Origin of the sequence: Psychrobacter sp. Arc9, assembly GCF_041431295.1 — a bacterium.
Taxonomy (GTDB): domain Bacteria; phylum Pseudomonadota; class Gammaproteobacteria; order Pseudomonadales; family Moraxellaceae; genus Psychrobacter.
The window spans coordinates 146044-171663 of record NZ_JASMRK010000001.1; the positions used below are offsets into that span (position 1 = coordinate 146044).

Annotated in this window: 24 protein-coding genes; 7 read left to right on the forward strand and 17 right to left on the reverse strand. The window is 43.6% G+C overall.

The features are described 5' to 3' along the window. Positions 1-68: 68 nt before the first annotated feature. From gspM to QO187_RS00610, 7 genes are all read right to left on the reverse strand, one after another. Positions 69-638: a type II secretion system protein GspM gene (gene gspM / locus QO187_RS00580; RefSeq protein WP_101205377.1), complete on the reverse strand. Its 570-nt coding sequence runs from the start codon at positions 636-638 to the stop codon at positions 69-71. Between the two features lie 32 nt (positions 639-670). Beyond that, entirely contained in the window at positions 671-1942 is a 1272-nt protein-coding gene (gene gspL, locus QO187_RS00585) for a type II secretion system protein GspL (RefSeq protein ID WP_371546641.1), read from the reverse strand. 189 nt (positions 1943-2131) lie between these two features. Beyond that, a complete protein-coding gene (locus QO187_RS00590) occupies positions 2132-2590 on the reverse strand; it encodes a histidine phosphatase family protein (protein ID WP_371546644.1) in 459 nt (152 codons plus the stop codon). A gap of 57 nt (positions 2591-2647) precedes the next feature. Continuing rightward, positions 2648-3940, reverse strand: coding sequence for an NAD(P)H-dependent glycerol-3-phosphate dehydrogenase (locus tag QO187_RS00595; RefSeq protein ID WP_371546646.1), 1293 nt, complete (start codon positions 3938-3940; stop codon positions 2648-2650). Positions 3941-4066: 126 nt separating this feature from the next. Then, on the reverse strand, positions 4067-4735 hold the full coding sequence (locus QO187_RS00600) for a nitroreductase family protein (RefSeq protein WP_371546648.1): 669 nt from the start codon (positions 4733-4735) through the stop codon (positions 4067-4069). Positions 4736-4856: 121 nt separating this feature from the next. Next, positions 4857-5957 carry a cell division protein ZapE gene (zapE, locus tag QO187_RS00605; RefSeq protein ID WP_057759500.1) on the reverse strand — a complete coding sequence of 367 codons (1101 nt, stop codon included), beginning with the start codon at positions 5955-5957 and terminating at the stop codon, positions 4857-4859. Between the two features lie 132 nt (positions 5958-6089). Beyond that, complete coding sequence (locus QO187_RS00610) at positions 6090-6749, reverse strand: alpha/beta hydrolase (RefSeq protein ID WP_371546649.1); 660 nt, start codon at positions 6747-6749, stop codon at positions 6090-6092. A gap of 302 nt (positions 6750-7051) precedes the next feature. Here QO187_RS00610 and QO187_RS00615 point away from each other — a divergent pair, with 302 nt between their 5' ends. The 3 genes from QO187_RS00615 to xseB all read left to right on the forward strand — a co-directional run bounded on the left by QO187_RS00615 (position 7052) and on the right by xseB (position 9627). Next, positions 7052-7420 (forward strand): hypothetical protein, encoded by a 369-nt coding sequence (locus tag QO187_RS00615; RefSeq protein WP_102090963.1) that lies wholly within the window; start codon positions 7052-7054, stop codon positions 7418-7420. A 370-nt stretch (positions 7421-7790) separates the two neighbouring features. After that, a complete protein-coding gene (xseA, locus tag QO187_RS00620) occupies positions 7791-9323 on the forward strand; it encodes an exodeoxyribonuclease VII large subunit (protein WP_371546652.1) in 1533 nt (510 codons plus the stop codon). Positions 9324-9381: 58 nt separating this feature from the next. Further along, complete coding sequence (xseB, locus tag QO187_RS00625; RefSeq protein WP_101205385.1) at positions 9382-9627, forward strand: exodeoxyribonuclease VII small subunit; 246 nt, start codon at positions 9382-9384, stop codon at positions 9625-9627. Between the two features lie 91 nt (positions 9628-9718). On the opposite strand, the gene pncB is transcribed toward xseB, so the two are convergent. The 4 genes from pncB to QO187_RS00645 form a co-directional block, all read right to left on the reverse strand. After that, positions 9719-10945, reverse strand: coding sequence for a nicotinate phosphoribosyltransferase (pncB, locus tag QO187_RS00630; RefSeq protein ID WP_101205386.1), 1227 nt, complete (start codon positions 10943-10945; stop codon positions 9719-9721). A 266-nt stretch (positions 10946-11211) separates the two neighbouring features. Further along, complete coding sequence (locus QO187_RS00635; protein ID WP_101205387.1) at positions 11212-12123, reverse strand: ATP-binding cassette domain-containing protein; 912 nt, start codon at positions 12121-12123, stop codon at positions 11212-11214. Between the two features lie 85 nt (positions 12124-12208). Beyond that, entirely contained in the window at positions 12209-14131 is a 1923-nt protein-coding gene (locus QO187_RS00640; protein ID WP_101205388.1) for a glycine betaine ABC transporter substrate-binding protein, read from the reverse strand. A 424-nt stretch (positions 14132-14555) separates the two neighbouring features. Next, positions 14556-16040 (reverse strand): coniferyl aldehyde dehydrogenase, encoded by a 1485-nt coding sequence (locus QO187_RS00645; protein WP_371546658.1) that lies wholly within the window; start codon positions 16038-16040, stop codon positions 14556-14558. Positions 16041-16446: 406 nt separating this feature from the next. Here QO187_RS00645 and lipB point away from each other — a divergent pair, with 406 nt between their 5' ends. The 3 genes from lipB (at position 16447) to QO187_RS00660 (ending at position 18654) form a co-directional block, all read left to right on the forward strand. Then, the gene (gene lipB / locus QO187_RS00650; RefSeq protein WP_371546661.1) at positions 16447-17322 is read left to right on the forward strand and encodes a lipoyl(octanoyl) transferase LipB; all 876 of its coding nucleotides are present in this window, start codon (positions 16447-16449) and stop codon (positions 17320-17322) included. 179 nt (positions 17323-17501) lie between these two features. Beyond that, on the forward strand, positions 17502-18032 hold the full coding sequence (locus QO187_RS00655) for an inorganic diphosphatase (RefSeq protein ID WP_101205392.1): 531 nt from the start codon (positions 17502-17504) through the stop codon (positions 18030-18032). Between the two features lie 157 nt (positions 18033-18189). Then, entirely contained in the window at positions 18190-18654 is a 465-nt protein-coding gene (locus QO187_RS00660; RefSeq protein WP_101205393.1) for a hypothetical protein, read from the forward strand. A gap of 146 nt (positions 18655-18800) precedes the next feature. Here the strand turns inward: QO187_RS00660 and QO187_RS00665 are convergent, their stop codons facing one another. From QO187_RS00665 to QO187_RS00685, 5 genes are all read right to left on the reverse strand, one after another. Continuing rightward, entirely contained in the window at positions 18801-19616 is an 816-nt protein-coding gene (locus QO187_RS00665; protein WP_101205394.1) for a sulfite exporter TauE/SafE family protein, read from the reverse strand. Between the two features lie 113 nt (positions 19617-19729). Continuing rightward, positions 19730-20245 carry a flavin reductase gene (locus QO187_RS00670; RefSeq protein ID WP_101205395.1) on the reverse strand — a complete coding sequence of 172 codons (516 nt, stop codon included), beginning with the start codon at positions 20243-20245 and terminating at the stop codon, positions 19730-19732. A 105-nt stretch (positions 20246-20350) separates the two neighbouring features. Next, entirely contained in the window at positions 20351-21379 is a 1029-nt protein-coding gene (locus QO187_RS00675; RefSeq protein ID WP_101205396.1) for a methionine synthase, read from the reverse strand. 54 nt (positions 21380-21433) lie between these two features. Further along, positions 21434-22471 carry a DUF1852 domain-containing protein gene (locus QO187_RS00680; protein ID WP_101205397.1) on the reverse strand — a complete coding sequence of 346 codons (1038 nt, stop codon included), beginning with the start codon at positions 22469-22471 and terminating at the stop codon, positions 21434-21436. A gap of 310 nt (positions 22472-22781) precedes the next feature. Beyond that, positions 22782-23669, reverse strand: a complete 888-nt coding sequence (locus tag QO187_RS00685) for an SDR family NAD(P)-dependent oxidoreductase (protein WP_057759469.1) — start codon at positions 23667-23669, stop codon at positions 22782-22784. Between the two features lie 396 nt (positions 23670-24065). On the opposite strand from QO187_RS00685, the gene QO187_RS00690 reads away from it, so the two are divergent. Continuing rightward, positions 24066-24467 carry a DUF1622 domain-containing protein gene (locus QO187_RS00690; RefSeq protein ID WP_205962037.1) on the forward strand — a complete coding sequence of 134 codons (402 nt, stop codon included), beginning with the start codon at positions 24066-24068 and terminating at the stop codon, positions 24465-24467. A 79-nt stretch (positions 24468-24546) separates the two neighbouring features. Here QO187_RS00690 and dusB read toward each other — a convergent pair whose 3' ends face one another. Further along, entirely contained in the window at positions 24547-25578 is a 1032-nt protein-coding gene (gene dusB / locus QO187_RS00695; RefSeq protein ID WP_160020869.1) for a tRNA dihydrouridine synthase DusB, read from the reverse strand. Positions 25579-25620 lie beyond the last annotated feature (42 nt).

Consider the following 25620-nt stretch of genomic DNA (forward strand, 5'->3'; position numbering starts at 1 on the left):
ATTGAGTGTCGAGTACTAGACACACAGTATTATAAGTATCTAAAATCTTTATCACAAAATGATGCGTTTTAAGAAGTGACCGTTGCTTGTACCTGAATAGATTTATTGGTCAGATCTTGCTGTATAGATAGCTGTGTAAATTGCCAGCCTTGCTGTTCAAGCTTACCCAGTGCAGTGCTGACAACCGCTTGACTAGGATGCGTAAAGCTCAGTTGCACTGCATCACCAGTCGCAACCACCTGAGCATCTGCTATACCTGAGTTATTGAGCAGCGCATTGATACGACTAGCGGGTGGCATATCAGACTCTCCAGTAGCGTTATTCCCAGTATTCAATGCACTACTATCAATATTACCTGCTTGAGCACGCAACCAAAAATAATCCGCCACTTGCTCCTGATAGTCGTTTTTACTATCGCTCGCTGCTTGATGAACGCTATAGCCACCATAGCCGCCAATAAACAACAGCAGAAATACAGACAATATAGCTAATGCTAGCTGATCACGGGGAGGTAATCCTTGCCAGCGCGTCGTTAGTACATTTTGATAATTATTCATACGCTCTGACAATACATGAGCCTTAATACTGGTTGCAGAAACAGCTGCATTACGTTTGGTACGGTGTTGTAATCGTTTCATGTTTTGACCTTTATTACCAATACCTTGATGAGTTACGACGCTGCCGCATTGCTTGTCATGTCGCTGTTTTCTACAATATTATTTTCTACCACATTGACGGTGACTTGACCACTAAACTGACCTTGCTCATTGCTATTGACTTGCTCTAATTTGGCATTTAAGCCTTGTGCTACCAGTGTACTCGTAAATTTATCAAGACTACCGCGATCTGGGGCAATCAAGGTAAAACTGAGCGCTGATGGCTGCATTACCAATGACTGTGCATGCAATGAGGACTGTTTAATCAGCGGTGATATGCGTGACAGTGCGGCCATATGCGATGCAGGCGCTTGGCTATCGCTACGCAGTTTTGGTTGCAGCTGTACTTGCAGTTTGGTGCGTGTACTCAGCGGCTCATCGGCGAACCAAGACTGATACTGTGCCGCAATTGCAGCCTTGGTTGCTGCGGTTGCTTCATTATACTTGTACCACTGCACACCATCGGTTGCCATTTGCAGCACTAACGCTGATAGCGCAACCATCATTGCCACCCGTAGGTATGGTGATAGTTGTGAGTCAGTAGATTTCATAAAGAAATTAAGCACGTGACGTTCGGGACTGTCAATTGGTTTAGGTACTGTAGACAGAGTCGTCAGCAATAGCTGATGATCAGCGATCAACGCTTTAGTTTGCGCCGCTAACTCTAGCGTCGATGAGGAATCTAGCGAGTCGACCGATGCGTCAATAGCTGCCTCAATAGAAGGCAACACCCTTACCTCACTTAAATGCGGGAAACGCTCAAACATTAGTGGTAAATAGCTGACGGCCATACCTTGACGCAATGATTGGCGCAGCAGCATAGTCTGCGAATCTTGATAAAGAGTCACTTGCTGACCTGCGCCCTCTTCTGGCGGTGGCAACAATAAAAAATCTGGCAGTAACGCTACTATATTCATACCGGCTAGCTGCGCACTTTGCTGCCATGCCTCAATATCGTTTTGTGCCAGTGCATACAATTGCGTCGTATCAGCATGGCTCAATTGGCGGATGTTTAATTGCTCAATAGGTGTTAATGAAGTTTCTTCAAATAAGTATTGCTTGCCGCCATTACCAAGCTGTTTAAGCTGAGCAGCATTAAGTGCCGTATCCACTTGCAATGCATGACTTGAGGGAAAATATAGACAAAGCGCCTTTTGGCTATTGGACTTATAGTTACCATAGATTGTCTGTAGCTGTTGCCAACCATCAACCATTTGCCATTGCTGTATATCTTCGTGCCAGACAGCTAGCGGGCTATGCTGCGCTCGTAACCAAACATGTAACACTAAACGTGTCCTCAATTATTGCTGCGGTTATCAAAATATTGTTAAGGTTGATACGGTTTTTAAAATAACTGAATGACTTTATACGATTAATAGCTGGCATGCTTCTCGCCAATACCATTTTAAATCCGTCATATCCAATCAATTCTGCTCTAGCAAATCGTTTCTAAGCAAAATATTAGAATGTCTAGTCTAATAAGGCTGGTCAGGAACAAAACGATCAACTTCCGTTGCCATGCCAGTCATCACAAACTCCATATCAAACACTCTGACTTCCGCTAGAGAAAATGACTCAGGATAATCCCCTGTAAGCAATCCCGCGATATAGGCGACGATAGACATATGACAAACAACGACCAAACACTCAGCTTCAATATTGGCAATATCTATCAAAGCTTGGCGAGCGTCATCCGAGGGCGTGATATTGTCTTGCACAGATGAGGCGGCTTGCGGTGCTCGTGACTGGAACGCAGACAAAGTCTGCTGCGCTCTAATATAAGGGCTAACTACAAAACGATCTGGGCTATAGTGAGTGGTCACATACTCTGCCGTTTGCGCTGCCTGCTGCTGACCAAAGTCCGTCAGCTGACGTGCACTATCTGGACGTGTTTCGTCTTCTGCTTGACCATGACGTACTAATATAATTTTCATAACCTTCCTTGGAGCGCTAAGTTCGACTCTCTCAATACTGTCTTCTAGTAATATATCTTACTTATCAGCATCGCTGTCTTTGCTTTTGGTATTGCTACCAGAGGTTTTCATATGAGCGGTAAGTGCTGCATTGCTATGATCATGCGCCATGACAAACTCAACATCGCTACGGAATCCTGCTTCCATTAGATGCAATGCAACGCCTAGAGCAGCTTTGTCTTCATAAATGACCGCATAGAGCGCATGGGTAATTGGCATATAGATACCCGCCTTGGTCGCTTTTTCATGTACTTGCTGAATGGTATTTACCCCTTCAGCGGTTTGGCCAAGCTTTTTGACCGCGGCATCAATACTCATACCGCGTCCAAGCATATTACCGATACGATAGTTACGACTTAGCTCTGAGCTACAGGTAGCGTATAAGTCGCCTACCCCTGATAAGCCCAAGAAAGTGAGCGGATTGGCGCCTTCTTCAACACCAAAACGACTCATTTCTGCCAAAGCACGAGTAAGGATCATCGCTTTAGTATTCTCACCTACTTCATAAGCTGCTGCCATACCCATGGCAATTGCGTAGATGTTTTTTAGCGCGCCGCCAAGCTCGACGCCGCGTATATCATCACTAGCAAATACTCTAAAGAAGGCACTGTGTAATGCTGCTTGCACGGCATGACGCAACGGTTCCGACTCACTTGCGATAACCGTAGCAGACGGCATATTTTTCATGATTTCGATAGCGAGGTTCGGCCCTGACATGACGCCAAAATTCACTTCTGGCAGCACTTCTTTGATGATATCACTCATCATCGCAAAGGTGTCTTTTTCCATACCTTTGGTCAACGATACAATAGACTGACCACTGATAAAAGGTGCGATGTTTTTTAGCGTTTCGCGAAAGGCCAAACCTGGCACAGCGATAAAAATAATATCTTTATCTTTGACGCTTGCCGCCAAATCATGACTGTATTTCAATCGATCATCAAGCTTGTAGCCTGGTAGATACTTCTTATTGGTTTGTGTTTTTGCCATCGCTTTTACGGTGCGCTTATTACGTACCCACAGCGTGGTATCACAGCCATTACGTGCGGCTAAATTTGCCATTGCCGTACCAAAGCTACCACCACCCAAAAACGCCAAACGCAGCTTGGTTGGATTGCTATGAATGTCGGCCATATCCTTTGCCACAGCTGATTCAACAGGGCTAGGATTTGACTTTTTTCGGCCGAGACCTGACTTGGTTGCTCGCTCAAGAATACCTGCAAGCATACCGTTCTGTTTTTCAGACGACTCTTTGTCCGTCTCATTCTTAGCACTGGTTTTGTCTTTATTACTATTGTTAGGACTTGTCATGTTCTTTTATCCGTGTTGACTGACGTATTATCAATAGAATCTATCGTGCTCAGCGACTGGCCTTATTATCTTTGAATTACAACTTTATGAAATTATAATCTTATTAATAGACAGTACTGAGCTACATTACGACTCGAAGCGAACTAGCGGTTCGATATCAATAGGTTTGCGTTTGGACTCATCCTTGGGACTTGTGCCAGTATAAACAAAAGCGGTCACATAATCATCTTCGCCTACACCGAAATACGCTTTTACTGCAGGCTCATTACACAGCAGCCCAGTGCGCCAAACGGTACTAAACCCTTGAGCTTTTAATGCCAAGATTAGGTTTTGTACAGCGGCACCCGCACTGAGCATTTGCTCAAAAGGTGGCACTTTTTTGTGTTCTTGCATTTGAGTCACAGCCGTTATGATTAGCGGCGCTCGCAGCGGCATATTTTTAGTTTTAGTGATGGTCTTTTCAGACAATTCTTCGCCATCTTCTAGCGCTTTTGCTTGGGCAGCTTCGAGCAAGGCACGGCCTAACTCGTGGCGCGCTTCACCTTGCGTCACAATAAACCGCCACGGACGCAATTTTTTATGATCTGGCGCAGTTGCCGCACACTCAATGGCAGACTCAATCTGCGAACGCGTCGGTGCTGGCTCATCTAGATTGCCCATGCTGCGTCTTGAATTTATCCAACCTATCAGCTCATCACTGGTAAATGATATGTCATTCGCTGCTACATTCTTAATAGACAGTTTGTTGTCTTCTATTTCTTGGCTTTCATTATCAACATTGTCAGTTGTAGTCATTGTTTTATCCTTATTTATTATTATCTATCACTACTTATTATTTATAATATCATTTTCTTATTTTCTAACAATTATAGAGCAATTGAGAGCTACACATAGGCAGTCTCAACTCAGCAATAAACTACGCAACATCTTCAACTCGGTGGTCCATGCGTAGGTAGTCTTCTGACTGCATCTCAAGCAGACGTGAGCGAGTACGTTCAATCTCAAACGCCAACTTCTCTCCTTGGTACAAGTCTAGAATAGGCTGCTCTGCCCGTACCAATAGTTTTACACGGCGATCATAAAACTCATCGACGAGGTAAATAAAGCGGCGCGTTGGATCACGCAAGTCGTCATCTAGTGCTGGCACAGAGTCAACTAAAACAGTGCTAAATCGTTTGGCAAGCTCAATAAAATCAGCGGCTGATCGCGGTGCCATACAGAGATGACGGAAGTCACAGAATAAGATATCTTCGGTACAAGCGTTGATTTTTACTTCTCGTCCATTGATAGTAATGGGCTCTTTACTGATTTTCTGATTATTTGACAAGCTCGCAAAACGGTTGGCTAACCAATGGTAGTTCGCCTTAGTAAGCGGCGCTTCGTATAACTCAGCTTGTTGCAATACGCGCAGACGATAATCAATTCCCGAGTCAATATTCATTACCGTCGTATGACGCTCAACTTCCGCAATGGCAGGCATAAAACGGTCACGATGTAAGCCATCTTTATACAGTCCAGCTGGCTCAATGTTTGAGGTCGCAACCAAAGTAATACCGCGATTGAACAGCATAGTGAACAAATCGCCCAATATCATGGCATCAGAGACGTTAGAAACAAAAAACTCGTCAAAACAGATAATAACTGCTTCTTTATAAATAATATCAGCGACTTTCTCTAACGGATCGCTCTCACCTTGTAATTTGTTAAGCTCTCTATGGACACGCTGCATAAAATGATGGAAATGCAGACGCATCTTGCGTTCGATGGTCAACGAGTCATAAAACATGTCCATCATCCATGTTTTGCCGCGGCCCACCCCGCCCCACATATAAAGGCCTGTTGGCGCGACAGGTTTAGATTTTAAAAAGCCAAAAAAACCTTTCTTTTGCGGTGCGCTATTGATGAGCTGATGGTATATCTCATCAAGATAGCTCATGGCCTGAAATTGCTGCTCATCCCGAGTAAACTCATCTGTACTGACGGCTTTCTCGTAACGTTGCAATGGAGATAAACTCATAATACGACTCATCGTTGAATTAAATAAATATCAAAATAGTAGGAAATTTAGCATAACGCTGGTGCTACCAAGCAAGCCATGCTAAACCATATCAAAACGGAAACCATCAAGCTGAATTAGCTATGAATAAACTTAGCTGTCCTGCCCAAAGCTATGCTTGTCTAATAGACCTTTGAGCTCTGATAAGCGACCATGGAAGAAATGACCCGCGCCATCGACCACGCTGACTTCAATACCTAATCGGTCTGCAAATGCCTGCATATTATCAGGTTCAATCACCTCATCCGCATTACCATAAATCTCAAAAGTTCTATCCGCAGGCAAATTAATATCAGTACTGTCGTTTTTTTCGACTGATGGTGCGATAAGGGCAATTTTCGTCACTTCAAAGTCACCTAGCCCCCATATATGTGCGGCTTCAAGCACTTGCTCAGCCACGCGTGCAGTAACATAGCCACCAAAAGAAAAACCACCTAGCCATAGCTTTCGAGCATTGGTTTGTTCAGCAATCCATTGTAGCACGGTCATTGCATCGACCACTTCACCTTCCGCATAATCATGCTCGCCTGTCGATTGACCAACACCGCGAAAGTTAAAGCGCACCACATGCATACCATTATCACGGGCAAAGCGATACATGGTGGTGACCACTTTGTTATTCATCGTACCATCAAACAACGGATTGGGATGGCACAGCAGCGCCACCGTGTCTGTATCTGGATCATTAGGATTGTCATTTTGCCACAGTGCGTCAACCTCGAGCACGCCGGCAGGAGCAGGAATCAATTGCATAGTGTTACTTATTAATAAAAAATGAATGGCTCAATTATCCTAGATACAATTTATATTTCAAGTGATTTGCTGTGTACGGATGCGACTTGTTTTATTTTTGGTCAATAACGGTTGTCTGTAGTTTTGCAATATTGCTGTTCTTGAAGTTTTAAATTGATTTATATCTAGGGCAAGGTTCATCGGCAATATACCCGTAATACAGCACACAATAACTGTCTAGACAGGTAATATCTAGATAAGCTACATTCATAAAGCTTTGCCTATCGCTAAGACGTTCTGCTTATATAAATCAGGAATTATTTATGAATACTTTTAATAAAACTGCCAGCTTGACGGCAACGTTAGTGGCTGCACTTGCTTTGAGCGCCTGTCAAAGTACACCTTCTTCACCAGTGATTCAGCGTGCCAACTCTATCTATGAGACAACCGGTATCGCTGATACCAAAGTCAAAGCACAGCAAAATGCAATCGATAGTGCTCAAAAAACTTGTCGAAGCAAGCAAGTGATTATCGTTGATGATAATGTAAAATATAATGGTATTTTAAACGAACGCACTGGTCGTATGGTTGGCCAAGTAGGTGCTGTCGTTGGCTCGATATTTGGCACGGGTACTCCAGATCTGTCACGTAGCGATGATTACGAATACACCATTAACTTCCGTTGCCAATAAATATCGTCAATACCATATAAATCAGATACAGTGTCAGGCTCACTCAGTCTACTATTTGTAGCACTTTCGCTTGCCTTCCTTGTATCTGAATTATCTTGAACCGACTATATCTAGCTAAAAACATCCATCTACTTTTCTCTACACGACAATCTCTTTTAGACGCAAACAGGTTTACGATCTAATCGCTAACATTAAGTGACATACAATCCTTCTCTGATTAAACAGCCAACAAACTGCGATATAGATAATATATCAATCAAAGCTTGTTGGCTTCGCTTTTTGTACTCTACTTTTTAAGTTAAACTATCCGCTATCGTATTCAGCACATCCTCGTCAGTCTTTATATTTTCATTACCTTTGGTCTAATATTATGCGCAAACCCAATCTTTCAAATATTAAACAGGCCAAAGTATTAGCACCTGCCAAAGATTTGGCCACTCTAGAGGCAGAACTCGCTGAGCAGGAAGACCATCTAGAGGATACGGTTCTACGCCTAAGTGATTATTTATCAGCGGTTGAGATGGTCATCAAACAAACTTTTGACCACCGTGTCTGGGTAAAAGCTGAAATCCGTAATCTGTCGAGTAAAGGTGGTCATTACTACTTTGAACTGGCAGAAAAAGATGACGACGGCAAAGTGGTCGCCAGCTGCCGTGGCAATCTCTGGCGCTTTAAAGCGGCTCGTGTATTAGCTAAGTTTGAACGTGCAACTGGCATGCCGCTTGAGCGTGATTTGACCGTACTCCTCAAAGTATCAGCAGGCTTCCATGCCCAGTACGGTTTTTCAATCACCATTGAAGATATTGATCCTAGCTATACGCTAGGCGACTTGGCACGGCAGTATGCAGAAATGGTTGACCGCCTAACAGGTGAAGGGCTATTACATCTCAATCAGCAGTTACCTGCCCCTTTTGATATTGAGCATGTGCTGGTCATCGCCCCTGAAAAGGCAGCCGGATTGGGTGACTTTCAAGCAGACGCTGATCGCTTAGCCAGTACAGGTGCGTGTCACTTCCACTACCATAATGCAACTTTTCAGGGCAATCATGCGCCCGCTGAAATCCGTCAAGCCATCGTTAGCGCCCAGCAGCAGTTTTATGAAATTTATCAGCGTCTACCAGACTTGTTGGTCATTATTCGCGGCGGCGGTGCGGTTGGTGATTTGGCTTATCTCAATGATTATGAGTTGGCAGCTTTGGTTGCTGAGCAGCCTGTCCCTGTCTGGGTGGGTATCGGTCATGAGCGTGACAAAGTCATCTTAGATGAAGTGGCACATACCAGTTTTGATACACCTTCAAAAGTAATTGCTGCTATCCATAGCCACTTGGCCCAGCTCGTCACTCAGACGCTACAATATCAAGCGCAAATCAAGCAAGCGGCTCAGCGTCAATTGAATACTGCTGAGCAACAAACCGCACGCCAGTTAAGCCAAATGCAGTCGCAAACGATTGGGCAGCTCACCGCTCTACGAAAAGACAGTGACTATGCATGGCGCAGTATTCAACAAAGCGCACAGCGTCAAGTGAAGCAAGCAGCTAGACTGACGGCTGAGCGATACACACAAACGCAAACCTTGGCGCATCAACAACTTGTAAAAGCCGCTACCAATAGCAAAAGTTATCAAGAGTCAATCATGCAAAACGCGCAGCAGCAAATTGTGCAAGCACAGCGCGATAGCGAACATCTACGTGACATCGTGCTATTACATCGACCATCTCGTGTGCTTAAGCAAGGCTATACCATGCTAACGGATGCTCAAAACAAGCAAACCCTCACTAGTAGTACCCAACTGTATCCTGAGCAAACTGTCAATATCATTTTAAAAGATGGCAACGCAAAAGCACAGATTATCGATGTCAATATGGATAAAGAAGCGACGAAAAACTCAGACACTCTAAATTAACCAAATAATAATATCTAACGATTATTCACCGACTTACCTTTAAAAATTAGGAAATTTTATGACTACCCCTACTCGCAGACGCAAAAAAGCCGCCCCAAAAACCTTTAAGGCGGCTTACGATATCTTAAAAACCAATGCGGCTGAACTACAGCAACAGGATGAGCCTGATATTGATAATCTGATGACAACGGTCGAAGAATCTATTGCCGCTTATCGCGTTTGCGAGACTCGTATCAATGCTGTACAGCAAGCACTAGATGCGGCCTTTGCCGAAGAAAAATCTACCAGTAGTGTTGATAGTTAAAAAAACAGCCACTAGATAGCAGCTGTTTGGTCAAGCCAAGCGTATCAATCTCATTTGGCACATTTGGCAACGCAACAGTTTGATACTTGGTTTACTCTGGTTCGTCAACCTCAAACACTTGACGCAGATAGGCAAGATACGTGTCGTTATTGATCATGGTCTTGCCTGGGCTATCAGACAGCTTAGCGACTGGCTGACCATTGCACTCTACCAACTTGAGCACGATATTAATCGGCGTAATGCCCATATCATTGGTTAGATTGGTGCCGATGCCGAAACTGGTTCTAATGCGACCTTTAAAGTATTGATGCAGCTCCCACGCCTTCTCTAAATCTAACCCATCGCTAAAAGTTAGAATCTTGGTTTTTGGATCTATTTTTAGCTTCTCATAATGGGCAATCGCCTTATCGCCCCAGATGTAAGGGTCACCGCTATCATGACGCAGACCGTCGAATAGCTTGGCAAAATATAAATCGAAATCACGCAAGAACGCATCCATGCCGACTACGTCTGTCAATGCAATACCCAAGTCGCCACGATACTCATGCACCCACGCTTCAAGCGCGGCCTTTTGTGAATCTCGCAGACGCACATCTAATGCTTGAAACGCCTGCATAAACTCGTGCGCCATGGTGCCTATTGGCGTCATTCCTAATTGCTTGGCCAAATATACGTTTGATGTACCACCAACTATCTTTGGCTCGGCTTTATGTAACGTTTTCACTACGTGTGCTTGCCAGCGTCGACTAAAGCGTCTACGCGTGCCAAAATCAGCGACGATAAATGGCGGTGTATCCTGATCGTACTGGGTTTGCTCTTCGGCATACTGATGTAATAGCGCTACTTTTGCATCGAGGCGACGTTGTCCTTCTTCAATCACGCTGTCATTAGATAGCGCATTAAAATACAGCTCATTGACAATGGCTAGTACAAATACTTCAAAGAACATCGCTTGAATCATTGGCCCTTCGATATCGATAAACAGGCGACCTTTATCGTCTGTACTTACCGTAATAAAACGACGTTTTAGCTTAAATAATTCTAGATAATCAACGAAATCTGAGCGAATAAAGCGTAAGCTACGTAAGTACTCTAGCTCATCTGGCAAAAAGCGCAATTCGCATAAGCTGTCTAGTTGCTGCTCTAGATCTTTTTGGATATCAGCCAACGGATAGGCTGCATCTTTGTTATTACGGCAGCGAAAGCGATAAACACCATGGGTTTGCGGAAACTGATGCAGCATGGCTTGTAACATCGTAAATTTGTACAAATCATTATCAAGCAATGAAGTAATAATAGGTGCATAAGAAACGGTCATGCTATGGCCTTAAAAGTGCAAAATAAGAAACAAACGTCATTTGATAGACAAAGCGACATCATATGTGGACGATAAACAATACACGCTCATTCATTATGAGCCATCGATAAACCGTTCAGTATAACGAAGTTTGGTATTTATTTCAGAGTTCACTTTTGATTGCCGAAAAAGAACAGTAAAATTCCAATAAAACAATTACTCAGACCATTCATAAAAATATCGTATAAGTCTATCCAGACAACCTATTCATGGATGGTTAACACAGCTTAAGCTTTTGCACTCATAAACTGCTCCACATAATCATCAGCAGGATTGTGCCGTAACTCTCTTGGCGTCCCCGTTTGTATGAGTCGACCACCATTTAGCATACTGATACGCTGACCTACTTTGACAGCTTCATCGATATCATGGGTAATAAATACAATGGTTTTGTTCAGTCGATCTTGTAATTCGAGTAGTTGGTCTTGCAGCTGAGCGCGAATGAGCGGATCAAGTGCAGAGAACGCTTCATCCATTAGCAAAATTGGGTTGTCCGTCGCTAAAGCACGAGCTAGCCCGACGCGCTGCTGCATACCGCCTGATAGCTCATCAGGGTAGCTATTTTCCAAACTCGATAGACCAACTTCATTGAGCCAATGTCGAGCCGTTTCGTGTCGCTCGTTTACGCTCATTTTTCGAACACGCAGCCCATAAGCGACGTTTTGTATGACCGTCATGTGCGGCACTAAGCCGAAATGCTGAAAAACCATACTGACGGTCTGCTGACGATAATGCTGCAACTGTTTATCGTTGAGCGCTAAAATGTTAATAGCCGTAGCAGAGCTTTCTTCTGCTACCGTACTCATATTAGCTGTCGCTAATTGCCTATCAGCTGTTGTGTGAGTCGCACGGTCTCTATTCAGAGCAGTATCTACCCATATCTCACCACTGGTTGGATCTATCAAGCGGTTAAGATGGCGTATCAGCGTTGACTTGCCCGAGCCTGACAGTCCCATGATGCAATGCAACTCGCCTGCCTTGATATCTAGATTGATATTATACAGACCAACTGAATAGCCCGTTTGCTCTTTTACTTTGATGCTATCCATACCCTCAGCCAGCAATGCCAATGCAGACTGTGCTTGCGTGCTACTGGCATTATAAATCTTACTGATATTTTTTAATTGGATATGATTCATCGGTGCTCTCACTATTCACGTGGTTTTTATTATTAGGGCTTCGGTCAATTACCATGGGTTCAATCGTATACCACTAGATAATTTTCTATCCAATCGGACGTCTGCCTGCTTCGATGGTTTTTTGACGGGTACGCTTACCTTGACCGAATGCTTGCGTGATACGGTCAATGATAATAGCAACGATAACGATGGCCGTACCTGCTTGTAGACCCTGACCGATATTGAGCGTTTGGATAGACTGCAATACATCTTCACCAAGCCCAGGAGCACCAATCATTGAGGCCAATACCACCATGGCAAGTGACATCATTACGGCCTGATTGATACCTGCCATAATACTGGGCAACGCTTGTGGCAATTTAATCCAAAGGAGCAGCTGTAGGTGGGTACTACCAAAGGATCGTCCTGCTTCGACCATTTCATGATTGACTTGCGTAATCCCTAATGTCGTCAGACGAATCAAGGGTGGCAAAGCATAAATCACGGTCGCGAATAACGCAGGCACTTTACCAATACCAAACAACATCAGCACTGGTATGAGATATACAAAACTCGGCATGGTCTGCATGATATCTAGCACTGGCGTCACAGTCTTGCGTAGCAGTTTGCTACCTGACATAGCGATACCAATAGGAATACCAATCACCACCGTGACCAGTACCGATACGATAAGCAGCGCTAGAGTGTCAATTAATGCGCCCCATAAGCCAAAAGCACCAATCAAAAACAACCCTGCACCACATGCCAGCGCAAACCAAATCTTGCGGACACCAAACCAGCCAAGCACAGTCACAAATGCAATAATAAGCCAAGGCGGGACAACCGTTAATAATCGTTCAATAGGTAATAGCAGGTAAGTAAGCGCCATTGTGCTAATAGTACGAAATACATCACCATAGTTTTGGACCACATTTGCTAAGGCATTATTGAGTGGGGTCTCAAGCGACCATGAAGGAAAGCTTGAGGCGAGCGCTGACGCATTGATACTAGATGCAGTTGTAGAGACAGCACCCGTTGAGCTAAGGCCTAACTTGGTAGCGAGGTTGGTAGCGGCCTCATCGGATAACCATGCTTGCCAAACCTCTGGGTTGTCACGCAAAAACACCATGGCTTGCTCATCGCCAGTGCGTTTACTTTCGCTCATCTCCAAGATAGCACCGTTTAGCTCATCAGAGGTAAATTGCACCTTTTCAAAGACAGCTGCTAGTTCGGGATTGGATTCGACAAACGGGGTAGAAACGGCAATACCTAACGGCGATACTGGGAATCCTGACACGCAATCCATCTTACCATCAGCGAGCAGCAGATTTTGCCAACAAGCATCCTCATAAGCTGGGAACTCTAATGGCGCAAAGTCATATTTTGCCATTAGCCCAGTGGGTTGCCAGTAGTAAAACAACAGTGGCTTATGCTGTTCAAAAGCGGAGGCAATTTCGGCATCAAGAGCAGCACCTGTACCAGGGTGTGCGTTGTTGAAAAGGCTGTCTAGACCGGTGGTTTTTAGCAAACGTGTGTTAAAAATCTCACACGTCCAACCAGAGGGACAGTTCATAAAACGTGATCTACCAGGATCTTCAGGGTCTTTAAATAGCTCAGTATATTTAGGCAAATCTTGATAGCTGCGAAGTCCTGGATTCTCTTCCAAGACGTATCGCGGGACATACCAGCCTTGAGTTGCACCACCTTTTAGCGTATCGCCGATGATGGCCACTTTATTTTGCTCAATGGCTTTTTCCATGATTGGCGAACGGCCAACCCACTGCTCCCCGATGACCTGAATGTCATTCTGTGAGAGCGCTGTATCAAGTGCAGGCCCTGCTCCTGGTACTTCTTCTACTGTGCAGCCGTATCCGTCTTCTACGATATATTTGAGTACGCCGGAGGTAAATTGCCCACTCTCCCAGGTTAGCGCCCCAAATTTGATCGGTGATTCACACGCCGCTGACGCCGATACAGGCAGTAGTAACGCGCTCATCCACAGTAAGCTTAATGCAATACATTGGCGCATACTCTTTCCTATTATTATGTTGTATCGGCATGAAATCACTATCAAAACAATAGAACTAAAAAACAGCTAAACGTCACTATATCAAGTTTACCAATGCTGGCTCTAGACCATTGAGCTACTATCTACTGTTGTTTAGACTTACTACAAAGTGTAGCGATTTATAGAAGTGATGACAAACGCTTATTTGTCGATTAACGCATTAGATAAATTTACGATAATTTTGATAAAGCTCTTATGAAAAGTCGCTCTTAATTTTAGAAACCTATATTTGTAAATTGGTATTTTAGACAAAAAAATAGCACCTATCTGGATAGGTGCTATTGGTTATGATATCGACTAAAAAAGGTCACTATTAATTTCTATAGCTACTATAAAATGTCTAATTCAAGAATTGTTATTTTAAAGACTGTTATTTCAAGAACAGTTATTTCAAAAACAGCGCCATCGCCTTTTTAAACAGTCCACCATAAGGCGGCAATAGTAAATTCAGACCATTGAGCTTGGTTTGGACAAAAACCGGCTTCATATGGCTGAGACGTTCAAAGCCGGCCTTACCATGATATGCGCCAGTACCAGAATCACCTACGCCACCAAACGGCAAATCATGCTGAGCCACATGTATCAAAACTTCGTTGATACATAAGCCACCTGAGACCGTATTATTACGTACGTTTTCGATACTGCTGTAGTTGTCACTAAACACATATAGCGCCAATGGACGTGGACGCGAGTTTACAAAGTAAATGGCATCATCAAGCGTCTCATAATGCATCAGCGGCAATATCGGAGCAAAAATTTCATTTTGCATAAGGTCGCTATCAGGCGCAGGCTCGCTGACGATGACTGGCGGCATCAGACGGGTTTCTATATTGGGTTCGGCGCCAGTTAACGCATGCACCTCGCCACCTGTTAGCGCATCTAGATAGCCTTTTACCCGTTTGAACTGCTCACCATTAATAATGCGAGAGTAATCTGGGTTTTCTTCGATATCAGGATAATGCTTGGTCATCCACTCTTTTGCGAGTTGGATAAACTGGTCATGGTATTGGCGCTGAATCAAGACATAATCTGGCGCAATACACGTCTGTCCAGCATTTAGTGTCTTACCCATCATCACTCGATTGACGACAGACTCTAGATTGACATCATCTAGTACAATCACTGGTGATTTACCACCAAGCTCAAGCGTCACTGGCGTTAGATTTGGTGCAGCGGCAGCCATGACTTTTTTGCCCACCGCAGTCGATCCGGTATACAGCAGATGGTCAAACGGTAACTCACTAAAGGCGGCTGCAATCTCAACCTCACCGAGCACCACACAGATCATATCTGGCGAAAAATAACGAGCAATGGCGTCAGCAAACGTCTGAGCAAATTGCGGCGCAGCTTCACTCATCTTGACCATGATGCGGTTGCCCGCGGTGATTGCATCAATCATCGGGCCGATTGCTAAAAATAACGGATAGTTCCAAGGCACCATGATACCGACCACACCCAATGGCTGAGGCTGAATTTCATTATGGGCTGGCATATATAGCGCTGAAATAGGCGCACGATGTGCTTTCATCCATTTTTTGCCGTGTTTTTTAGCGTGGCTGATACCGGTAAAGCTAGGAAACAACTCAGCAAACTGCGTCTCTGACTGGCTACGATAGCCAAAATCTGCACTAATCGCCTTTGCAAAACTCTCTTGGTTGTCGCTAAGCATCACTTCTAGATTGTCTAGCTGCATCGTACGAGTGCCCCAATCGTTGATTGGCTGGGTGCGGCTTAACATTTGCAAGCGTGAAAACTGCGCTTTCATCTCATCGATAGTCGTCGCCGTACTTAGGGCTTCAGGCACACGCTGCAGTGCAAAACCGGTCTCGGTCACTGCCTGCTCATGGACGCTTTGGTTGCTATCTGTCATTTGTCTTCCTTGTCATAATCATAGTAATAGTCATAAGGTTTGTAGTCACTATACTATATTGGGTTAGAGGCTCTATCTTTCTAGTCAGGTGCACTCTTTGATAACCTACTCTGACTATAAATTTCATCAGATTCCATTCATCACACTTTAATGTAGCGCATCGACTGAGCAATGAACAGCACCTTTGGTTGACTACTGCGTCTGTACTAGCAGTACCGCTATGAACCACTTGCCACTGTTCTATACCTATTATTTCGTCATCAATTGCTAGCTGTTTTCTATTAGCATTTACGCCATTTACAGACATTGCGCCAGTATATATCTTTGGGCGATAGTCGCCAAAACTGCTACACTACCGATGAGCATTATTTATTTTAAACTTGATAATAATAAGACAGATACTCTCATGCAAAATGACACACAACCCCTTAATGATACGCTTGTCAGCAAATCTCTCTCAGCGGCCGATTATGTCCCTACTCTCGATGCGATGCTGGCACGCACCCTCGAACGTATCGATCTAAAAAAACAACAAGGGCTGCGTACGCCTGATGAATTGTGGATTGTCGATCATAACGATGTCTACACGCTTGGACAGGCAGGCAAAGAAGAGCACATATTACAGCGTACTGACACGCCTATCATCAAGACCGATCGCGGTGGTCAAGTGACATGGCATGGTCATGGGCAGTTAGTACTCTATTGGTTGTTTGATTTGGACAGTCTCAAATGGAGTGTGCGCAATCTTGTCTCCCATGCTGAGCAAGCGATAGAAGACGTCATCAATGACTGTTTGCGTAGCTCACCATCTAGTAGCGACAATATCAGTGCTCATGCACGCCGCGATGCCCCAGGTGTCTACTTATATGCAGATACTGCTGCAACAGATGACAGCACCTCTACAGATGACAACTCTCTTGATAATAAGATTATGCTGGGCAAAATGGCCTCGCTAGGCTTTAAGATTAAGCATGGCTTTAGCTACCATGGTATTGCGATTAATTTAAATTGTGACCTATCTTCATTTAACGCCATCAATCCTTGTGGCTATGCTGGCATGCAAATGTTGCGATTGTCTGACTTTGTAGCCATGCAGACAGATTCAGAGCAAACAGAGCCAGATGCGCAAACAGAGCCAGATGCGCAGACTGAGCAGACTGAGCAGACTGAGCAGCAAATGAGCGATTCATTCAGCTATGAGACAGTCACTCAAAAACTTATTGATAACATCGCCAAGCGCCATGCTGGTCTGATTGAGTTACGAGCTATCGCGCCTAAGTAAGTTTTGAGCTTATTTTTGCATAATATCTTGCACGCTTAGACTTAAATATTAAGAGAAAATTCAGTACAAACTTGCTATAATCGCATGCAGTACAAATTGGACGCAGCAATTATCCTTGCTGTATCCCTAGCTCAACCCCTTATTCAAACATCTAAAACAAAAGCAAATTGGAGCATTTTATGGCAGATTTTAACAAAATTTTGGACGCAGGCGACGTAGACGGCGGCATCATCAATGTAGTAGTAGAGATCCCAGCTGGTAGCAGCCATAAAATTGAGTGGAATCGCGAATTAGCAGTATTTGAGCTTGACCGTATTGACCCACAGATTTTTGCCAAACCTTGTAACTATGGCTTCATCCCACAAACACTTGACGAAGACGGTGATGAGCTTGACGTATTGCTATTGACTGAACAGCCACTACCGACTGGTATTTTCTTAAAAGCCAAAGTTATCGGTGTCATGAAGTTTGTTGATGATGGCGAAGTAGATGACAAAATCGTTGTCATACCTGCTGATGACCGTGATACAGGCAATGCTTACAACAGCTTAGAAGACCTACCAAAGCAGTTAATCAACCAGTTAGAGTTCCATTTCAGCCATTACAAAGACCTGAAAAAAGCTGGTACGACGGTTGTTGAATCTTGGGGCGATGTCGCAGAAGCGAAAGAAGTCATCAAAGAGTCTATCCAACGTTGGAAAGATCTATAATTATCAAATATTGGCAAAACTGCCAATAACGATAAATAATAAAATACCGCAGTCACCATAGTGGCCGCGGTATTTTTTTGCTTGAACATTGCTTATCTAACATGGTTATAATGAGCATATAACTCATTCCAACTTATACGCCGTAATAAGGACAGTCATGTTTAACCCCGACCCTAGCGCAAAACCGGTCAATACCAAGTTGCCAAGAGACGTCATTATGATGGTCGAAAAAAACAACCTAGTAATGGCTATTAAAACTTTGGCGGCAGACGAAAACATCAGTATGGATGAAGCCAAAAGTAGAATTGATGCTTATGAGACCCAGCTAAAAGTAAAGCAACAACAGAAGCTCAATACTATCGCTAGTAAACAAGGCATTCCAAATCAAGCCATCAGCTTTGATAGAGAGCAAGAGGAAGACGAGCCTGGACCATTGGTAAAAAATCGTGTTAAAACCACCAAACAGAGTCAAGGGTTTAAGGGGCTACAAGATGGTGTCGATAGTCAGTTGAATGACTTAGGCTATAAGAAACCTCTACTGCCTTATTGGCTAAAACGATTGCTCGTGATCGCTGTCTTAATGATAGGAATATTTTGGATATTATGGCGAGTATTTGGTTAAGTGATTTAGCTAAATAAGAAACTGGCTCAACATATTCCCTATACAGCCACATACCGACTAGCTATCATTTAAGAATGTAGCTAGTTGGTATGCTAATTGAAAACCTGCCCTTGAATCCTTTCAAACATCCATTAATCTCAAATTACTTAGAGCAATCCTTTATATAAGAAGTAACAGCCTACGACGGTTAACAGTATTGCAAAGCATTTTTTTAACAACTGCGGCGATAATGCGTGAGCGACTTTTGCGCCTAGCTTAGCGGTGAAAAAGCTCATGATGCTAATACCTAAAAAAGCATAGATATGGACAAAGCCAATCGTATTGGGCACGTCGACTTGAGCTTGCATACCAAAGAACATAAACCCTAGCGCACCTGCAATCGCGATAGGCAATCCACATGCGGCTGAGGTTCCAACGGCTTTTTGCATAACCACACCGTAACGTGTGAGATAAGGTACGGTTAAGCTACCACCGCCAATCCCAAAAATAGCAGAAGCGATACCGATACCCGCCCCTGCTGCTAGCTGCTTAGGCTTTGAAGGCAAAGCTATATGAACATTACCAGCATCGTTATTTGCTTTCTTTTTGCCACCCATAAACATTTTATAAGCGACCCAAAGCAAAAACACACCAACAATCAACTGAAGATACAACCCAGATATCTGTCCTGCTATCCCTGCCCCTAAAAAACAGCCTATTACTAAACCTGGTGTCAGGTTTTTAAAGACAGGCCACATGACTGCGCCCTTTTTGTTGTGCGCCATGAGCGAGCTTATGGATGTAACGATAATAGTCGCCAGTGAAGTACCCAAGGCCAAGTGCATAATACTGTCAGGACTGTAACCCATTTGCGTAAAGACAATAAATAGCAGTGGTACGATGATAGTGCCACCGCCCACTCCAAATAGCCCCGCAGCAAATCCTGCTAGCGCCCCTATTATTAAAAAAGTTATTAATTCCACAGGATAGTTACTTCTTATTTAGATTTAATGAGATGATAATTATAGTTAAATGCCTGCTCAATATTGAACGAGCAATAGCCCATAGGCTTAGGTGTTGGATTGTAGATATTGGATTAAATAAGCTCCACTTGCCCAACTCTAGAATAGGCACGGTTGAAGTAAACCAACCCTTTATCAGTTCCGCCTTGTGGCTCAGCCTGATTGATGGCGACAACGCGGCACATAAAGATGCTATGTGTGCCAACTTCTTGAATTTGTTCAATCTCACAATCAAAGCTGACCAAGGCATCTTCTAACACAGGAGCGCCTGTTTGTAATTGTGTCCAAGAACCATATTCAAACCGTTCTTCTGAACACAGTTTAGAGGCAAAAGCATTGGACAGCTGCTCATGTTGCGCGCCTAACACATTGACACTTAAAATCTTGTTTTCCAGAAAATAGCCATGTGACCGAGACGTTTGATTCATACAGACCAGCAAGGTCGGCGGTGTGTCTGTGACACTACATACTGCCGATGCTGTAAACCCATGCATGCCCGTCGCACCTGCTGTGGTCACCACATTGACCGCAGTCGTTAGCAAAGACATGGCATCTCTAAAGTCGGTCGCGTCAATCCTATCTTTAATCATTGCTTCAATCCTGAGAAACGTTAAAAAATAACGTTAAAAAATTGTGCTTCAATTTTAGTTTTGCAAGGGAAATTCCTTAAATAGAATTTCCTAAACGGCTAAACTCTAAGCAGTCAGTTCTTGACGAACGATTTGAGCACCAGCGCTTAGTGCTGCGAGCTTACCACGTGCGACTTGGCGAGACAAAGGTGCCATGCCGCAGTTAGTCGCAGGATACAGCTTGTCAGCATCGACAAATTGTAGCGCTTTGCGTAGCGTATCTGCCACTTCTTCTGGTGTCTCGATAGTGTTGGTTGCCACATCAATGGCACCAACCATCACTTTTTTACCACGAATCAATTCAATCAGATCCATAGGTACACGTGAGTTTTGACACTCAAGTGAGACAATATCGATTTTCGACTGTTGCAATTTAGGGAACGCTTTTTCGTATTCGCGCCACTCTGAACCCAGTGTCTTTTTCCAATCGGTATTGGCTTTGATGCCATAGCCGTAGCAAATATGGACAGCTGTCTCACATTTTAGGCCTTCAATGGCGCGCTCTAAAGTTGCAATACCCCAGTCGTTCACATCATCAAAGAATACATTAAATGCTGGCTCATCAAACTGGATAATATCGACGCCAGCCGCTTCTAATTCTTTTGCCTCTTGGTTCAGGATTTTAGCAAATTCCCAAGCCAATTTTTCACGGCTTTTATAATGACCGTCATATAACGTATCAATCATCGTCATCGGCCCTGGCAACGCCCATTTGATTGGCTGATCAGTTTGCTGGCGTAAAAACTTGGCATCATCAACAAACACGGACTTCGGACGGCTCACCGCAGCAACGACTGATGGCACGCTCGCATCATAGCGATTACGAATTTTGACCGTCTCACGCTTCTCAAAGTCAACACCATCAAGGTGCTCGATGAACGTAGTCACAAAATGCTGACGGGTCTGCTCGCCATCACTCACAATATCAATCCCTGCATGCTGTTGTTCTTGCAATGATACACGTAGCGCATCTCGCTTGGCTTCAAGCAACTGCTCGCCCTCTAAAGCCCAAGGTGACCAAATTTTCTCGGGTTCTGCTAGCCAAGACGGTTTTGGTAAGCTGCCAGCGGTAGACGTCGGTAATAGTAGTTTCATACGATTTATCTTCTAGTTAATTTATTTTTTATTATGTTGATGAGTAATGCTCAGTTAAGCGGCTTGCTTCCTAGCCGTTTCTTTTTCAGCAGCTTCTTTTTCAGCAGTATCGCCTGTTACATCATAGCTTGCAGCCCATTCCTCAAGGATTGTTTGATACGGCTTAATAAAATGCGTCTCAGTAAATCTGCCTTGGGTTACTGCCATCTGACTACGTTCAGCGCGGTCATAGACTACTTGCGTCAATGAATAGTCTTGGTAATTCAGGCTAGGTTGATACACTTGTCCAGCGCTTGAGTTGGCGTTGTAAATCTCAGGACGGTAAATCTTCTGAAAGGTCTCCATAGTACTGATTGCACTAATCAGCTCAAGATCGGTGTAATCACTGAGCAAGTCCCCTGCAAAATAAAAGGCTAATGGCGCGGCGCTACCTTCAGGCTTAAAATAACGTACCGTTAAGCCCATTTTATAAAAATAGTCGTCGGTCAACGAGTATTCATCTTGCTTGTACTCAATGCCCAATACAGGATGCTGATTGACAGTACGGTAGTAAGTCTTGCTGGTTGACACGCTCAGGCAAATCACTGGTTTTTTGTGAAAATGAGCGTTGTAAGCCTCTGAATTCAATAAATATTGAAACAGCTTGCCGTGCAACTCACCAAAATTATCTGGCGTTATGGATGCTAGGTTTTTGTCACGATGCTCTGGTAACACAATACTAAAGTCATAATCACGCACATAAGATGAGAAACTGTTGCCAACCATACCGTCGATACGCTTGTTTTCTTTGTGATCCACAATCGTTGTTTTTAGCGTTTCGATAATAGGGAACGTCTGACCATTGCCTTTAACATCCAGATCGACAGAGATGATATCAACTTCAACAGAATAACGATCTGCTGTCAGATTGTCCCAATGCGCCAATGCATTGAATCGATTATTGATCATATTTAACGTTTTGCGTAAGTTCTCTTGGCGGTGCTCGCCGCGTGCCAAATTTGCAAAGTTAGTCGTCAAACGCGTGCTATCTGCAGGCTGATAGTTTTCGTCAAAACGAATGTGCTTAATTGAACAATTGAATTCTTTACTCATGGTGATCCGCTACCTTATTTATCTGAGATAAAACCAAATCTGTGTATGAGGTGAATCATACCGAAATCTAAACATGAATAAAAACGATACAATTTAAACATAAGATGAATTTTATTCATCTTCCTGAAAATTAGACATATGAAGGAAATTTAACAGCGGAATTTTTAAGGATTTATTTAACGTACAACTAAGCCCTTCACACAATGGCAGCGAAGAGGCTTTTATACTGCTTAAGCATATTTTTAAGGCATAAAAAAAGGATACCGTAGTATCCTTTTTTTTCAAATTCGAGCCTGATAACAAATCGATTCTAGTGATGCTCACCAGGAAGAATTTTGGCAAAGGCACGCTGAGCAAGGTTAGGCTTGCTATCCGTCGTTTGCGCAGCGGTCGAACTTGGGAAAATTCGATAACCAATGGACTGAACGCCAACGTTAAAGGCTGGTACTAGTGAATAAGTCGCCGAGGCAAATTTGCCCATATTACTCGCAATGCTATTTGGCTTATGAACGATGGCTTTTGCGACCATCATCGCTGCTTCATCAGGCATCAGTGCTGGCATATAACGATATAGCTTGGTTGGCGCAATCATTGGGGTACGCACAAGTGGCATAAAGATATTGGTTACTTTGATATTATCGCCTTTGACTTCAGCAGCCAAACAGCGACTAAATGCATCTAAGGCCGCCTTTGACGCGACATACGCTGAAAAACGAGGGCTGTTTGCCAATACTCCAATTGATGAGATATTCACGATTTGACCAGTTTGGCGACCAATCATCGTTGGCAAGAAACCAAGAATGATTTTGACCGCGCCAAAATAATTAATCTCCATGGTACGTTCAAAGTCATGAAAACGGTTGACCGACTCATGCACTGAACGGCGAATCGAACGACCCGCATTGTTGACTAGTACATCGACATGCTTAAAGTCAGCCAAAATCTTTTCACTGGTTTTTTCAATCTCATCCATATTGGTCAGATCGCATGGATAGTAGCTGGCCGCGCCGCCAAGCGTTTCAATATTTTCTTTGACCATTTTTAGCTTATCTTCAGTACGGGCCAGCAAAATAACATGCGCGCCACATTCACTGAGCAAAAAAGCCGTGCGCTCACCAATACCACTTGAAGCGCCTGTAATGATAATATTCTTGCCTTTGACGGCTTTGGTGATTGCTTTTTTCGAGAGATTGGCCATAAAAAGTCCTTTTCGTTTATTCTATAGTTATTGGTATTCGGTTATAGCATAGCAAAAAAATGTTATATGGAGTGAACAAAACCATAGTAGGCGTTAGCTAACGGAACTTTTACAAATTTCGTCGTCGATATAAATATTTATAAATACATTTTTAGCTTATTGTTAATTCCTAATTCCTAATTCCTAATTCCTAATTCCTAATTCCTAATTCCTAATTCCTAATTACTAATTCCTAATTACTAATTCCTAATTACTAATTCCTAATTCCTAATTACTAATTCCTAATTCCTAATTCCTAATTACTAATTACTAAGTGCTAAGTGCTAAGTGCTAAGTGCTAAGTACCAAGTGTTAAGTGCTAAACTTTTTTTTGATTAATTATGAGGAGTATCTGCTTTGATAGAAACACTAACTCACTATATCGACTTAATTGCCAAAATGATCGAAGTCATTGGCGTCCTCATTATGTTTTTTGGGCTATTTCTTGCCTTGTATAAAGCTTTTCGAGCGTCGGGGCATTTCAATAATGATACTTATGTTGAAATCAGGCAGACCGTAGGCAAGTCTATATTGTTAGGATTAGAGGTGCTAATCGCCGCTGATATCGTGGCTACTGTCGTCACCGAGCCATCGCTACGCAGCGTACTGGTGCTAGGTTTTATCGTACTGATTCGAACCTTTTTAAGCTTATCGTTACAGGTTGAATTAGAAGGACGGTTCCCTTGGCAAAATAGAAAGCCTGCGCCTGATAAACAGTCTGATACTGACAATCATACTGTGCCAATTGATAAAACATAGCTGTTGGACAAAAATGCCATCAAAAAGCGATGCATAGACATGATTAGCACGAGTTTATAAAACAAGATTTAAGCGTTTGCTATTCGTGCGCCTGCAAAAAAGTCTCGACCACTTTAAATTGCCCAGCCGTGCTCTCTTCGCCATACATCGCCTGTCTAAAGGCGTTGGAGTTTGGAATACCTGTCGTATACCATGCAATATGTTTGCGAGCGATACGGCAGCCTGAGTACTCCCCATAAAAATCATAGAGCTCTTGCAAATGGGCCAGTACGATCTCTTTTATCTCACTGACGCTTGGTGCCTCTAGGCGCTCGCCAGTACGCAAAAAGTGCTCAATATCGCGAAATATCCATGGTTGCCCTTGTGCAGCACGCCCAATCATCACCGCATCACAGCCTGTCATCTCATAGACGTGTTGGGCTTTTTGCGCGCTATCTATATCACCGTTAGCAATAACAGGAATACTGATACTTTCTTTGACTTCGCGTATTAGCTCATAGCGTGCATTGCCTGTATACATGTCTTCACGCGTACGGCCATGAATAGCAACCGCTGCAATGCCTGCCTGCTCAGCACGCTTGGCGACTCGTAAGATATTTTCACGACCGTTTTCAAAGCCTAGACGTGTCTTTAGCGTGACAGGTGCATCAACGGCATTGACCGTTGCATCTAGTAAACGCGCGACCAAATCTTCGTCTTGCAACAATGCAGAGCCTGCCAGCTTACGACAGACTTTTTTGGCAGGACAGCCCATATTGATATCGATAATCTGCGCGCCATTATCGATTTGATAACGAGCCGCTTCAGCCAATTTGTCTGGCTCTGCGCCTGCTATCTGTGCCGAGATAGGCGCAATCTCATTGTCAAAATTGGCACGGTACAAGGATTTTTTGCGTGCATAAAGTGCCGTATCAGCGATGATCATCTCGCTGACCGCATGACCTGCGCCAAATGATTTGCACAATCGGCGAAAAGGATTGTCCGTCACGCCCGCCATCGGCGCAACCATCAAACGGTTTTCAATCGTCAGGCCACCGATATTTAATGGCTGTAATAGCGGATGATCAGACAAAGTCGAGGACGAAGGTAAAATGAGAGAATCAATAGACATAAAAAACGGCTTGATTTGTAAAGAAAACAAGCCGTTATTCTA

What these genes read in the sequence shown, in the direction of transcription:
- QO187_RS00600 (WP_371546648.1), bottom strand. Translation starts at nt 4,735, where the DNA reads ATGACTACAACTGACAATGTTGATAATGAAAGCCAAGAAATAGAAGAC.
- xseB (WP_101205385.1), top strand. Translation starts at nt 9,382, where the DNA reads ATGACTACCCCTACTCGCAGACGCAAAAAAGCCGCCCCAAAAACCTTT.
- QO187_RS00670 (WP_101205395.1), bottom strand. Translation starts at nt 20,245, where the DNA reads ATGATTAAAGATAGGATTGACGCGACCGACTTTAGAGATGCCATGTCT.
- dusB (WP_160020869.1), bottom strand. Translation starts at nt 25,578, where the DNA reads ATGTCTATTGATTCTCTCATTTTACCTTCGTCCTCGACTTTGTCTGAT.
- QO187_RS00680 (WP_101205397.1), bottom strand. Translation starts at nt 22,471, where the DNA reads ATGAGTAAAGAATTCAATTGTTCAATTAAGCACATTCGTTTTGACGAA.
- QO187_RS00595 (WP_371546646.1), bottom strand. Translation starts at nt 3,940, where the DNA reads ATGACAAGTCCTAACAATAGTAATAAAGACAAAACCAGTGCTAAGAAT.
- QO187_RS00645 (WP_371546658.1), bottom strand. Translation starts at nt 16,040, where the DNA reads ATGACAGATAGCAACCAAAGCGTCCATGAGCAGGCAGTGACCGAGACC.
- QO187_RS00635 (WP_101205387.1), bottom strand. Translation starts at nt 12,123, where the DNA reads ATGAATCATATCCAATTAAAAAATATCAGTAAGATTTATAATGCCAGT.
- QO187_RS00610 (WP_371546649.1), bottom strand. Translation starts at nt 6,749, where the DNA reads ATGCAATTGATTCCTGCTCCTGCCGGCGTGCTCGAGGTTGACGCACTG.
- gspM (WP_101205377.1), bottom strand. Translation starts at nt 638, where the DNA reads ATGAAACGATTACAACACCGTACCAAACGTAATGCAGCTGTTTCTGCA.
- xseA (WP_371546652.1), top strand. Translation starts at nt 7,791, where the DNA reads ATGCGCAAACCCAATCTTTCAAATATTAAACAGGCCAAAGTATTAGCA.
- QO187_RS00675 (WP_101205396.1), bottom strand. Translation starts at nt 21,379, where the DNA reads ATGAAACTACTATTACCGACGTCTACCGCTGGCAGCTTACCAAAACCG.
- QO187_RS00615 (WP_102090963.1), top strand. Translation starts at nt 7,052, where the DNA reads ATGAATACTTTTAATAAAACTGCCAGCTTGACGGCAACGTTAGTGGCT.
- QO187_RS00590 (WP_371546644.1), bottom strand. Translation starts at nt 2,590, where the DNA reads ATGAAAATTATATTAGTACGTCATGGTCAAGCAGAAGACGAAACACGT.
- QO187_RS00640 (WP_101205388.1), bottom strand. Translation starts at nt 14,131, where the DNA reads ATGCGCCAATGTATTGCATTAAGCTTACTGTGGATGAGCGCGTTACTA.
- QO187_RS00655 (WP_101205392.1), top strand. Translation starts at nt 17,502, where the DNA reads ATGGCAGATTTTAACAAAATTTTGGACGCAGGCGACGTAGACGGCGGC.
- QO187_RS00685 (WP_057759469.1), bottom strand. Translation starts at nt 23,669, where the DNA reads ATGGCCAATCTCTCGAAAAAAGCAATCACCAAAGCCGTCAAAGGCAAG.
- zapE (WP_057759500.1), bottom strand. Translation starts at nt 5,957, where the DNA reads ATGAGTTTATCTCCATTGCAACGTTACGAGAAAGCCGTCAGTACAGAT.
- QO187_RS00660 (WP_101205393.1), top strand. Translation starts at nt 18,190, where the DNA reads ATGTTTAACCCCGACCCTAGCGCAAAACCGGTCAATACCAAGTTGCCA.
- pncB (WP_101205386.1), bottom strand. Translation starts at nt 10,945, where the DNA reads ATGACCGTTTCTTATGCACCTATTATTACTTCATTGCTTGATAATGAT.
- lipB (WP_371546661.1), top strand. Translation starts at nt 16,447, where the DNA reads ATGCAAAATGACACACAACCCCTTAATGATACGCTTGTCAGCAAATCT.